The organism is Planomicrobium soli (genome assembly GCF_003014655.1).
GTDB lineage: Bacteria > Bacillota > Bacilli > Bacillales_A > Planococcaceae > Planococcus > Planococcus soli_B.
In genome coordinates, this window is sequence record NZ_PYAT01000003.1 from 13,756 (window position 1) to 26,251 (window position 12,496).

Below are 12,496 nucleotides of genomic sequence, written 5' to 3' on the forward strand. Positions count from 1 at the left end.
ATAGTTATATCTTCAAGAATTCTTCAGCAGTGCATGAAGAGAAGCGAATGAATAAGATTATAGCGATTTCGGCAGTGATTTTTCTTTCGTTTTGAAACCATTTCTGGTGATGTCCGTAGAATAAAGTACAAAAGGGGGAAAGAATTATGAATGAAAATAAAGAGAATCTAAATTATGAAAGAATCAATCCGTTTACAGGCATCTGGATACGGACACGGGAAACGGTCCGCTATGTGATTGAAGAGAAAACTATGGGCTATATTTTTTTGTTAATAGTGTTGGCTGGTGTTATTAACGCCTTAATAGGAGCGTTTGATCCAGAATTAAGTACCGGGTTACCTATATGGGCTACTCTTTTAATCGGCTTTGTTCTCGGACCGATTGCTGGAATTGCGGGTGTAGCATTCCTTTCTGCTCTTTACCTAATTATCGGCAAAATATTTAAAGGCACGAGTACATATCAGGCGATGTTTAAAGCAATCGGTACAACGTCTATTCCATCCATTTGGTTTGCGCCGATTTTTCTTCTTGGTTACTTGATCGCCCCTGATATGATGTTAACCGAATCAGGTAACGAAATTTCACCGGTAAGTTTTGTTGTCGGCGGACTAATTTTCATCGCAAGCATGGTCCTCGGGATTTGGAGTTTGATTATCCAAAGCAAAGCAATCGGGGAAGCGCACCGGTTCTCAAGCTGGAAAGGGTTTTTCACCCTGCTGATTCCAGGCGTTATTTTATTCATAATAGTTGCTGCTTTGGCTTTCTTCTTCATCATTACGTTTATGAATTTTTCTTAAAAGAAGGCGAAAGCCTTCTTTTTTGTTTATAAAATTTAAATGGAAGTAAATGTTTTAACTAAAACTCAAAAGAAAAGGGAGGGGAAGAGTTAATGGGGGATAGATTAGAAGAACTTATTTTGCAAGGCAATTTTAATGAAGCGAAACAGCTCTACGCTCAAACCAGCTTCAAATCTTTTAGCCATGAGTTATTATCAACGGCTTTCGATAACGAAAGCCTTGCAAATTATTCTTTTTTGGCGATGCTATTGTTAGAGGGCGAAGATGAAAAACTTCATGATTTAGCTTATCTGGTATTATCCCAACCGCTTTGCCACATCGAAGGCGCTTATGCGTCCGCATTGTATCATGCCCAAAGGGCCGTTGAATTGACCGATTTTAAAAATGTAAAACGGTTAGAAAATCTATTGTTTTTAAACATCGTTCCAGAAAAAGTTGTCAGCGATGAAAAAGCTAAAGAAATTGCCAGCAAAATTTTGGTGTTAGATCCGGAAAATGAGGTGGCCCAAGAAATGCTGAGGTGACAAGGGTATATGAAAGGGTTATACAGCTACTAAAATCTAAAAAGGTTTATAGCTTTCAACCACTTATTTGATCTCGTTCTTTTTACACTCAAATGAATAATCATTTGTTAAAGAATTATGTATCTCTAAATGAATGATTCCATTGTTTTCTATGCATTGCATGCTTAAAGATCCGATTTGTTTGCTATTAAAATAACTTGAAGCAATTACTAAGAAAGAGCTTAGCAGTATAATACTTAGCGCGATTACTGTGAAATTTTTAACATGTTTAAACATCAGTTTTCCTACCTTCTTTTTTATTCCTCTTCAGTGTAACTTAAATTACCAATAAATGGAGAATAAATTTAAAGTTTCTTATGTTAATTGAAAGAAAAGAGGTCATAAAGAAATAATAAAAAAACGAATTGAAAAAATGAAAGCAGGAAAAGACAACAAGTCGGCTCCTCCGAACGTCCAGAACTGTATCTGAAAATTTTCTGTTTATATGGTCAAGGAACAGCTTATTTTCTCAATGAACATCTTGAAAAAACCTTTCCTATCTATTGCTTGACCGGACAGACAGTTATCGGTATTTACTTATACTTCGCAGCAACCTTAATGTTCTATAAAATGTTTAAGAGACAAGACAACTTCAATAAGATTTTCGGAGTTTTCCTCATGATTTTTTTGTTATTGCCCCAATCGCCTGCATGTGGTCGATTTTTGTAACGGTTATCTCCTCCGATCGTCAATTAATTAACCCATACTTCCCCGCTCATCTTCTGGTCCATAGAAAATCTCTTCCGCCTATTTTATTTAACATATAATTCCAATTGATTTCCTTTATAAGTATACTAAATCGTATCTTTGTTATACTTAAAGAAGAAGCACAAATTTTTAACTATTTACATTCCTGAATTGCAAGGAGGCGCATACATGCAGGAGTATATGCTATATGTACGGTTATTCATTGAAATCATTTTAGTCGCATTTTTTATCTATTTTGTAGGCGGCCGGTTGATGGGATCGCAAATCAATTTCACTAAACGAGTATTATCGGTGAGTCTTGGTGTCGTATTGACCTCATTTGTATATTGGTATTCATATTTGCGCTACACCAATTACTTGACCGAAAGTGTTGTGTCCGAAGTTGCAAGCGTCAGTACGGTGATCTGGATTGGCAGTATGGTATTGATCTCAATGCTGTTCTACCTGTTTTTCGAGCTTTTCGATCCGATCGAACTTGGTGAAAGAGGAGAACGCATTACCGGACGCAAGTTCTTTCTGCGGCGAATCCAGCTGCGTTGGCGCCGCCAGAAGCGGTTAAGCCAAGTATTGGAGATCGCAATACGGAACGGCATTACACGGGGGTTGAAATACGCACGCCACCGGGAGAATGACCGGGAACTTGCCATTGCGTTCCGCGACACGCTCGAACAAAGCGGAGGCATCTTCATCAAATTCGGACAGGTGTTGTCCACACGCACCGACTTGTTTCCCGCCCCTTTTATCGAAGAACTTGGCAAACTGCAGCAAGACGTAAAACCGCTTCCAAGCCCGCAAGTTCAGGCCATCTTGCAGAATTCCTTGAAAGCGCCGGTTGATGACGTTTTTTCTTTTTTTGATATGGAACCGCTGGCAGCCGCCTCTATCGGCCAGGTGCACCGGGCTGTCCTTCGGAAGAATAATGCACAAGTGGTTGTAAAGCTCTTGCGTCCCGAAATCAAACGGATCATGCGCGATGACCTGAACATCTTGGTGGAATTTGCCGAGTGGGTGTCCAACCGATCAAAATGGGCCGAGAATCTTGGATTCCGGCAGCTCGCAATCGGATTTGCAGCGGGGCTGCGGGAAGAAATCAATTTTGATATCGAAATTCGCAATATGGTACAGATATCAAATGCACTCGCCAAAAGCCCTTACCCGGTCAAGATTCCGCAAGTCTATACGGAATACAGCAACGATTCCCTCATTGTTTCGGAATTTGTCGACGGCAAAAGCTTGGCAAAAGGCGGGGAAGTGTTCAACCACTTGAACGTCGATCCGAAAGATTTTGCACGGACGGTGTTGTTCTCCTTTTTCGAGCAAATGCTGTTTTCAGGAATTTTTCACGCCGATCCGCATCCAGGGAATGTTTTTGTCGACGGACGGAATGGGACGCCCATCTTGCTCGATTTCGGGGCGGTTGGCCGTTTGGCGGCTCCGCAGCAAGACGGCGTGATCCGCTTTATTATCGGAGTCCAGCAAAACGATTCAAGTGTCATCTATGAAGCGGTGACGTTGCTTGTTGAAGAACATGACCATATCGACCGCCAGAAGTTCGAACAGGCGCTTGGCCAGCTGCTCCTCAAGATTTCCTATGTCGATGCCATTCCGACTAAAGAACTTATCCAGTCGCTATTCGAATTGGTGCGCCACTTCGGTTTGACGTTTTACCCTTCGGTCGGGACAGCGCTCCGTTCCCTGATCACACTCGATGGAACGCTTCATCTGATCGATCCGACGTTTGATATGTTTACAGAAGCCAAAACGTTTGCGAAAAAATACAAGTCGGAAGCCTTTAAAAAGCCGTTCAAGGACCCGCGCATCATCAAGGAAAAACTGGAAGATGAACTGACTTTGATCATTCCGGAGCTGCTGAATATCCCAAAACGGCTCGATCAGCTCTTGCAGCGTGTGGAGAGCGGCAAAATCATTTTGCATCACGATGTCTTTTCGGATAAGAAAAACGCAGGCTTCATCCTGCAGCTTTTTTCCCGTTTTGTGCTGCTGATGACGGGCATTACATTTGGTCTTGTGTCCGCCGCCTTATTAGCAATCGCGCAATTCATCGATGCTGCATTCGCAGTCTATTTGAACATTGCTGCCTATACCGGGCTGTTTTTATGCGTTGTGCTGCTCGTCCGGCTTTCTATTCAAGCAATACGCGACATGAAGCGCAGCGGAGCATGACTCATGTTTGTAAAGGAAGGTGCGGCGGGAATATAATGGATAGGACAGACAGGAAGAAAGGGTGGCAGCATGGACAAACGAGATGCTGAACAATTGTTGAACCAGAAATTGCGGGAGACCCGCCCTAGCTGGCAAAAACGCCAGCCGGTGCGCCCGAAAAAATACAAGACGAGTTTAAAGACTGTAGAGGATTACGTCATCCTTGATTTTGAAACGACGGGCCTGCGCGCCGGAAGCGATAAAATCATCCAGATCGGCGCAGTTAAATACATCGGCCACAACCGGGTCAATACGATGTATTTGCTGATCAATCCGGAATGTTCCATTTCACCGACAATCACCCGCATTACAGGTATTACGAATAGGGATGTCCAGAATGCGCCGGTCATTGAGGAAGTGGCTCATGAACTGATTGCGTTCATTGAAGGGTTGCCGATCATCGCGCATAACGCGCCGTTTGATATGGGCTTTCTCTATGCTTTAGAGGACATCACGCCCATTCCGGAATACACGGTCATCGATACGGTGCATTTGGCAAGACGAGTTATTCGGGAAACGCCTAACCACAAGTTGACGACTTTAAGCGCGTTCCTGGAACTGGAACACAACGCGCACGACGCACTGGGCGACTGCTTGGCGACAGCCGCCATTTACCAATATTGCATCAGCCGAATGTAAAAACCATTTTTACTATGTACAACCAAAGAGGAGCAAACTGTAATTTTTATGTAAAGAGCAGGAGATTGTCCTTAAAGTAAAACCATTTTTTAAGAAAGAACATCACTTATCGTATAAGTGATGTTCTTTTATTTTTTAAGCATTAGATTAACTCCTTTTCCTCCAACCTTAAATACCATTAAAATTAGTTTTGTTGTTGTCTCCCGATTTATCCATTAGTCTACCTATTAAATTCACTAGAACACCAAGAACAGCTAAATAAATCTGGGTATCTCATTATATAGGCTAACCTAATTCCACTTAATAGAAATTTAGAAACAAAGAGAACGTTTCACATTCTTACAACCTTCATCCTACTCCTCCTGAACAGTGTTGGTTAGGTATCAAGTTCCTCTGCTAAAGATGTGCATTGATAATCATAGCAGCAAAGTGTTCGTAAAAGTGTATGAAAATCCACGAACGTTCGTAAAGAATTTTAATAGGTTTACGAACGCTCTTTAGACTATTTCCAGCCCTTTTCAACTTGTTCATAAACGTGTACTTTTACGAACGGTTTTAACAGTGATTGAATAAATTTGATAATCTACCAATAAGATCTTAATCATGTGATAATCTGTAATAAAAAGAAAAATTAAAAATTTTTACACGTTAACTGGTGTAAAGACAAGCTTTTCTCAATGCAAGCTTGTTATAAGAAAAAGAGTGCTAATTATATTGGGAGGTAGGCCGAGAATGAAATCCATACGAGTGACAAAGTACAACCCAAGAAATAGAGATGCAAATGGGCATTATACCTTAGTGGAGGAATGGACCAGTATCTCTGATGTCGGCGATTCATATGAGGACCAAGTTTTTACAATAGACCAATACCTGGCCGCCGAAGAAAAATACATAAAAGCTGTGGAAGTGCTCCTGCAAAACACCGGCGTCACTAATTTGAAGATTGTATCTTTGGAAAATCACAATAATGAAACAGACTTAAATTTAGCAGAAGGGAAGACTATTCCACGAAGATTGGTCAAGGAATTGGTCAAGATGATTCTCCGAGAAAGGGTTTGGGGGAAACTGGTTGCCAAAAATCAATTTGAAGTACATTTTGGCTATGATTACTACATGTATTTTGTGGGAGAAAGCCTTACAGATGAAATTGTAGAAGAACTAAAAAGAATCGAAGGTTTGTATGTGGAAAATTTTCAATCTCCTTATCTTGATCAATGAAGTAGAAGTATCAATGCAAAGATAGCCGATGCTTTGAAGGATCGAATGTAACAAAAGTGCAGATAAGTTACATTCAAATCCAGTAATTGGAACGAAAGGTGCGAGACCAATGAAAATAGAAGTTGGCTATTTCCCGAAAAGGTATTACAGCTCAAAACCTGATATTAGCGGTTTTTTCCCGTTCGCGCTAGACGGTGAAACAAAATACGTTTTCGACATTTCAGGCTTTTATTTGCCAGAAAGCAATGATGAATTTATCCCTTCATGGATGACTAACGTTAAGGCATTTCCAATTTATTTTTGTGCTGGAGTTTCAAATTTTTGGCAAGAGGAGTTTGAAGAAGAATGTGCCACTGCGAATATTCGTTATCATTGTATCGGCAATACTAAAGACCATTCGGTTCTCGTTTCTGAAATTGAAAACGAAAAGCAACTGAAGGAGATTTTCCCGTTTTTTATCAAGCTCGGTGCTTCAAACGATTTGGTCTTGTGGTCCAGCAATAAGAACGTATTTAGTCTTGAAGAAAGAGAATGGACAGGGGTTTATGAAGGCGGCATTCGGAAAGCAGTCGTTGTTACCATGGAAGCTGATACCAGTATATTTTGGATTGGCTACGATGGTCACTCAATTACAACCATCTCCAACCAATCTCAATTTTCAACGTATGAAAAGATAACTCAAACCTTCCCTGAATTTGTAATCCCTAATTTTTTTAAATTTGCTGAACCTGATTTAATGTAAAAGCAGATGGATGAATGTAACTTAATGTGAATTAAGTTACATTCAAAACCTTGTAAACTGTAGGGTTCGTTTTCATGCTCTATTTTAAAATCTTTTAATTAAAAAGGAGAATGAGAAATGAATTTAAATAGTTTGTTTTTTGCAGTTGTATTTATTTTATTTTCATTGACGGGTTGTGCGAGCGGTCCTTCTGAAGTAGTGAATGGAGAAGAAGAGCTTTCAAGTGATTTTCCTCCATCAATGACCGGAACGGTCATTGTTAACGGGAAAACGTATGAAATGGAAGAAGGAAATAGCATGTGGGAAAGAAAAAAAGGGGAAGAAAGTGAAGTTGTTCAAACAGATGCTTCATCTCCATCCCAAATATCCGAAAGTTCCAATGCCATTGAAGTAGAACCAAACACAGTTATCCTAATTGAAATTGAGAGAGATCCTGTACAGTCTGTCTATCTCTGGAATGAAGATGAGCGAGATCAGGAAATCAAATTAGCAAACAATCATTTTGCGGCTCCGTCCAGCGAAGGCTGTTATGTCTATGAAGTATTCGCCGAATGGCAAAATGGGGAAGTATCTTATACGTTTGTGGTGGAAGTGAACTAATTCATTTCCATCTATTATTTGTGTTCTTTTTGGCTATACCAGTTCTCAAATGATTTGAATATAAAGCGATTATGTAAAGATTTGAATGTAACTTATTAGCAAGTAAGTTACATTCGTTATTGGCCCTTAAAAGATCCTCGGGTAATGAAACATTCATTACCCGAGGATCTTTTAAAGGGAGAAGCTATTTATTAATGATGATTGATAATCTGTAATTCACATGCTCATTTAATTTAATAAGAAACTCATCCAGTTTCTCGGTAGATGGAAATTTGCATTCGAGCAGGTAGCAGCTGTCCCCGCTAATCTTGTAGTTGTGAATGACATAAGGCTCCTGTGTTTTTAGAAAAGATAGATAAGGATGGTGATGGGTGCTTTTGGTGAAGATGTTGATCATAGCATGAACAAAAAATCCCATCTTTACTTGATTGATATTAATGGTATAACCCTCAATGATTCCGCTGGTTTCCAGTTTCTCCACCCGTGCTGAAGCGGCGGGCCCGCTTAAATGGATTTTCTCACCCAATTCTTTCATTGAGATACGGCTGTTCTTGGAGAGTTCCTCCAAGATTTGCATATCTGTGTGATCCAACATTTATTACAAATCCCTTCAATAATAAAGTCAAACGGCAAAAAGACTTAATTTATGCTATGTATTTCTAAAGTGCTCTTATTATACACTTAACGTAATTCAAACTAAAGGAGTTAACAATATGAACATACAGCAAATCCGCAACGCGACATTGGTACTCAACTATGCCGGAAGAAAATTATTAGTAGATCCGTTTTTGGCAGATAAAGGTGCTTATCCGCCTTTTCCGAATGCAGCAAGACAAGATCAAAATAATCCGCTTGATAGCTTGCCTGTACCAATCCCTGAAATTATCGATCATTTAGACGCCGTTATTGTTACACATTTGCATTTGGATCACTGGGACGATGCGGCCAAAGAGGCATTGCCAAAAGACATTAAACTGTTCGTTCAAAACGAAGAAGATGCGAAAGAGGTCCAAAAGGACGGTTTTAAAAATGTGGAGGTGCTGCAGGAAGATACTGTATTTGAAGGGATCCAATTAACGAAAACCAAAGGCGAGCATGGCAGAGGGGAGATAGTAAACCTTATGGGCCAGGTATCAGGTGTAGTCTTTAAGCACCAAGATGAGAAAACCTTATATGTAGCTGGAGATACGGTATGGTATGACGGCGTTCAGGAAGCAATTGATGCCCATAAACCAGAAGTCATTGTGGTAAACGCAGGGGCCAATCAATTCCTGGAAGGCGGTTCAATTGTAATGGACAAAGAAGATGTTTACGAAGTTCATCAAGCGGCACCTGATGCAACGATAATCGCTGTCCACATGGAATCTGCCAATCACTGGGGGTTGTCTAAAGAAGAATTGAAAAGCTTCGTAACTGAAAAAGGCTTCTCTTCCCAAGTCTTTGTGCCAGCAGACGGTGAATCTTACACATTGTAAGGAGATCCAAGAAACGAAATTCCCATCAATCGAAAGTAACTTGGTGGCAATTAACTATTATATTTATAAGAAGCGTTTTTCTTTAAAAGACGCAAATTAAAAAACTAGCAGTTGAGTTCCAGCTGCTAGTCTTTTAACTTTAAAAAGCACTTGCATTGACATATCGAACTAATTCGATATAAGATAGGCGAATGGATAATTTAAATGCTTTAGACATTTTCAAAGCCTTGTCTAATGAAACTCGCCTTAATATTTTGAAATGGTTAAGAGAACCAGAGAAGAATTTTCCAGCACAACAAGCGCATTTGCCTAAGGAGGTAAGCATCAAAGGCGGCGTTTGTGTAGGGGATATTCAAGAAAAAGTGAATTTATCTCAGTCGACCGTTTCCCATTACTTGTCGCTCATGCAAAAAGCCGGTTTGCTGGAAGCTGTGCGTTACGGTCAATGGACCTATTACAGGAGAAATGAAGAGACCTTGGCGGAAATTTCAAGTTTTATTCAAAGAGAACTTTAAGGCAGAGCTTTGCCTTTTTTTTAACTGCATATATCGATTTTTCTCGATATATGCATATATTGCTGCCTTCGACTGGAGATGTGAACGTTCTTCTTTTCGACGGCAGGAAAAATTAGGAGTGTGTTTTTAATGACCGCAGTTTTAGATAAAGATTCGTTGAACACGAAACAAAAAATATTGGCTTTTACGTTGACTCTTTTAACTTTCGTTATGGGAACCAGTGAATTTGTGATTGTCGGTCTTTTGACCGAAGTGGCAACTGACTTGAACATCAGTTTGGTTACAGCAGGTACCCTAGTATCCGGTTTCGCCCTGGCATATGCTATCGGCGCGCCTGTATTGACAGCTTTTGTCAGTCGATTCCCCAAGTATCCATTGATGCTGACATTGATTTCTGTTTTTATCATCGGAAATGTAATCAGTGCTTTATCCGGCTCTTATGAGCTTTTAGTATTTTCCAGAATTATTACAGCGGTAGTGAGCGGCGTGTTGGTTGCAATGGCAATGAGCATCGCCAGTGACATCATGCCGGAAAGCAAGAAAGGGCCGATCATCGCGTTGATCTTTGCCGGCTTTACAATTTCAAATGTTATCGGGGTTCCTTTAGGGACAATCATTGGGCAGCTTGGAAACTGGCAAATGACTTTCTGGTTTACCACGCTTTTAGGAATCATCAGTTTGGTAATCAGTATCTTTATCATGCCGAGAAAAATGAAAGTGGAGAAGACCTCTGTCAAGGAACAGTTAGGATTGCTCACCAATCCGCGGATGATTTTGGCTTTCTTTATCCCGACATTTTCAATTGCCGGGACGTATACCATCTATACGTACATCACGCCGATTTTAGAAGAAGGCTTGGCAATTCCCACTAGTTATATCAGCGTGATCTTACTGGCTTATGGCGCTTTTTCCATTCTAAGCAATGTATTGGCAGGGAAAATTGCAAGCCGGAACGGGGTAAGCAAGCTGCGATACGTCTTTATCGTTCAAGCCATTATTTTAGGTTCCTTGTATTTCACGATGGAATCGACTATTACCGGTCTTATTAGCCTCATGCTGATGGCGGTCATGATCTATGCAATGAATGCGACAATTCAACTGTATTTGATGAACTTGGCTGAAGTGTATTTTCCTGCAGCCAAAGATTTCGCTTCTTCGTTAACGCCGGTGGCTGTCAATATCGGCATTGCACTCGGCGCTACACTAGGAGGCTATGTGGTCGCAAACGGAAGCTTGCTTCATCTGTCTTGGGTTGGCGGCTTGTGCGCATTGATCGCTTCCGGACTGGCAGTGATCAGCTGCCGGATGGATTCGAAAGAAAGTTTTTCAGATGCTGAAGCGTATGAAGGGTCAAACGTATAAGAGAGTGTAAACCATCCTGCTAGAAGCAGGATGGTTTTTTGTTTTGTAGATACCGAAAGATTTTACCCCTTTCTTAGTAATTAAATAAAGTTTTACTAACTAGTTTTCTGACAATGGGCAAGGTATATTAAATTGGAACAGCTTTACTCCGATTTCACTTTGATGCTAGCCACCGGCTAAAGAATGGAGGGAAGAACATGGGAAAAGTAAGCTTTGGACTGATTCAGTCGATTGATGGGTTTATCAATGACCGGAACGGGGAGACACGTAAACTTTACGCCAGTTTTAAACCGAACGACGTCATTTTAGCAACGTGGGAGAATATAGGAGCCGTTGTTATGGGGCGGAATAGCTTTGATGGAAGCGAGGACCAGGATCCGGATGCCTATGCCGATTCTTATGAATTTCAAGTGCCTTTATTTGTTTTGACTCACCGTCCGCCTGAAAAGCATCCAAAGGAAAATGAAAACTTAACGATTACATTTGTAACAGATGGCATCGAAAGTGCAATCCGGCAAGCCAAAGCGGTTGCCAAGGAAAAAGACGTCGTTGTATTCGGGGCTAATGTCGGCCAGCAGCTTCTTCGTGCAAAACTTGCGGATGAACTGCAAATTGCGATTGCCCCTGTTTTGCTCGGCCAAGGGCTGCGATTGTTTGAGCATCTGGAAGATCTGGAAATCTACTTGGAAAAAGTACGGACCATCGAGACCGAAAAACAAGTGGAAATTTGGTATAAGGTTCTACACGAGTAACTTAGAAGGCTTAATAATCAATATTTATATAATGGTACTATACACAACCCAACTAACTTCCGAAATCAGGCATGCTCATTATCCGGAAACCTCTCAGCGGCTAGATGACCTGGATAAAATGATTAAATAAATTCCCTTATCTATGAACAAGCAATGAATGTGGGGCAAATGAATAAGTTAATCCAATTTTAAAATGAGCAGGAAATTCGCCTGCTTATTTTTTTATGAGCTTCAGCATTTTAAACAAGAAGACGATTTATTGATACTGAACTGTAATTATAACTTCGATGAAGAAGGAAACTCATAAAGATGTATGTTACGCGACAAGAATATTCAAACAACTTACCTATGAACTGGCTTTATTTGGTATATTAATAACAAGAAATAAAAGGTTATTTAATAGATAGGAGGGGGACTTTCATGAAAAGATTGACAGTTTTAATGACGGTGCTGCTTTTTTTGAGCGCTTGTGGGAATGGTGATAACCGCTATAACTTTTCGGGCAGCAGTAAAAATTGGGACATGTTTTATGTTGTGAATGTTTCCAACGGCGATAGTGAAGAGAAGAATGGAACTATAAAGTTTACGGGTAGTGGCGAGGCTCCTGAAACAATAAACTATAAAATCGCAACTAGTTCTGGCGGTTCTGAAGGGATTGGAATAACTCTGGAGGATGCTGTCGGAAAAACTGGAAACGGATATTGCAGCGGATGTGCCGTTATTCAAAAAGATGAAGAGATAGAAGTGCAAATTACATGGAATGGACAAACGGAAAATTTCGTTTTAACCAATAAAAATTAAACTATAAGTTATCAGTAGTTTTCTATAGATTTTAATATGTATAGAATCTGAAAAAGATGTGAGGACTTCACTGTAAAATAATGATAGTCAAGTTGCAGTTG

Annotated in this window: 13 protein-coding genes; 12 read left to right on the plus strand and 1 reads right to left on the minus strand. The window is 40.3% G+C overall.

All coding sequences use genetic code 11. From position 1 onward, the window contains the following. Nucleotides 1-146 precede the first annotated feature (146 nt). The 7 genes from B0H99_RS04205 (at nt 147) to B0H99_RS04235 (ending at nt 7,490) form a co-directional block, all read left to right on the plus strand. Nucleotides 147-797 (plus strand): Yip1 family protein, encoded by a 651-nt coding sequence (locus B0H99_RS04205; protein WP_106532398.1) that lies wholly within the window; start codon nt 147-149, stop codon nt 795-797. 92 nt (nt 798-889) lie between these two features. Continuing rightward, a complete protein-coding gene (locus B0H99_RS04210) occupies nt 890-1,321 on the plus strand; it encodes a hypothetical protein (protein WP_106532399.1) in 432 nt (143 codons plus the stop codon). Nucleotides 1,322-2,248: 927 nt separating this feature from the next. Further along, on the plus strand, nt 2,249-4,252 hold the full coding sequence (locus B0H99_RS04215; protein WP_106532747.1) for an ABC1 kinase family protein: 2,004 nt from the start codon (nt 2,249-2,251) through the stop codon (nt 4,250-4,252). A gap of 69 nt (nt 4,253-4,321) precedes the next feature. Beyond that, a complete protein-coding gene (locus tag B0H99_RS04220) occupies nt 4,322-4,930 on the plus strand; it encodes a 3'-5' exonuclease (protein ID WP_106532400.1) in 609 nt (202 codons plus the stop codon). A gap of 732 nt (nt 4,931-5,662) precedes the next feature. Beyond that, a complete protein-coding gene (locus B0H99_RS04225) occupies nt 5,663-6,148 on the plus strand; it encodes a hypothetical protein (RefSeq protein ID WP_106532401.1) in 486 nt (161 codons plus the stop codon). Between the two features lie 109 nt (nt 6,149-6,257). Next, nucleotides 6,258-6,890 carry a hypothetical protein gene (locus tag B0H99_RS04230; protein WP_106532402.1) on the plus strand — a complete coding sequence of 211 codons (633 nt, stop codon included), beginning with the start codon at nt 6,258-6,260 and terminating at the stop codon, nt 6,888-6,890. A 117-nt stretch (nt 6,891-7,007) separates the two neighbouring features. Beyond that, nucleotides 7,008-7,490, plus strand: coding sequence for a hypothetical protein (locus tag B0H99_RS04235; protein WP_106532403.1), 483 nt, complete (start codon nt 7,008-7,010; stop codon nt 7,488-7,490). A gap of 184 nt (nt 7,491-7,674) precedes the next feature. Here the strand turns inward: B0H99_RS04235 and B0H99_RS04240 are convergent, their stop codons facing one another. Then, nucleotides 7,675-8,085, minus strand: a complete 411-nt coding sequence (locus B0H99_RS04240; RefSeq protein ID WP_106532404.1) for an Lrp/AsnC family transcriptional regulator — start codon at nt 8,083-8,085, stop codon at nt 7,675-7,677. Between the two features lie 118 nt (nt 8,086-8,203). Between B0H99_RS04240 and B0H99_RS04245 the strand changes: the two genes are divergently transcribed. The 5 genes from B0H99_RS04245 (at nt 8,204) to B0H99_RS04265 (ending at nt 12,395) form a co-directional block, all read left to right on the plus strand. Next, a complete protein-coding gene (locus B0H99_RS04245) occupies nt 8,204-8,965 on the plus strand; it encodes an MBL fold metallo-hydrolase (protein WP_106532405.1) in 762 nt (253 codons plus the stop codon). 191 nt (nt 8,966-9,156) lie between these two features. After that, the gene (locus tag B0H99_RS04250; protein ID WP_106532406.1) at nt 9,157-9,480 is read left to right on the plus strand and encodes an ArsR/SmtB family transcription factor; all 324 of its coding nucleotides are present in this window, start codon (nt 9,157-9,159) and stop codon (nt 9,478-9,480) included. A 129-nt stretch (nt 9,481-9,609) separates the two neighbouring features. Beyond that, on the plus strand, nt 9,610-10,842 hold the full coding sequence (locus B0H99_RS04255) for an MFS transporter (protein ID WP_106532407.1): 1,233 nt from the start codon (nt 9,610-9,612) through the stop codon (nt 10,840-10,842). A 197-nt stretch (nt 10,843-11,039) separates the two neighbouring features. Continuing rightward, a complete protein-coding gene (locus tag B0H99_RS04260; protein ID WP_106532408.1) occupies nt 11,040-11,594 on the plus strand; it encodes a dihydrofolate reductase family protein in 555 nt (184 codons plus the stop codon). Nucleotides 11,595-12,014: 420 nt separating this feature from the next. Beyond that, nucleotides 12,015-12,395: a hypothetical protein gene (locus B0H99_RS04265; protein WP_106532409.1), complete on the plus strand. Its 381-nt coding sequence runs from the start codon at nt 12,015-12,017 to the stop codon at nt 12,393-12,395. Nucleotides 12,396-12,496 lie beyond the last annotated feature (101 nt).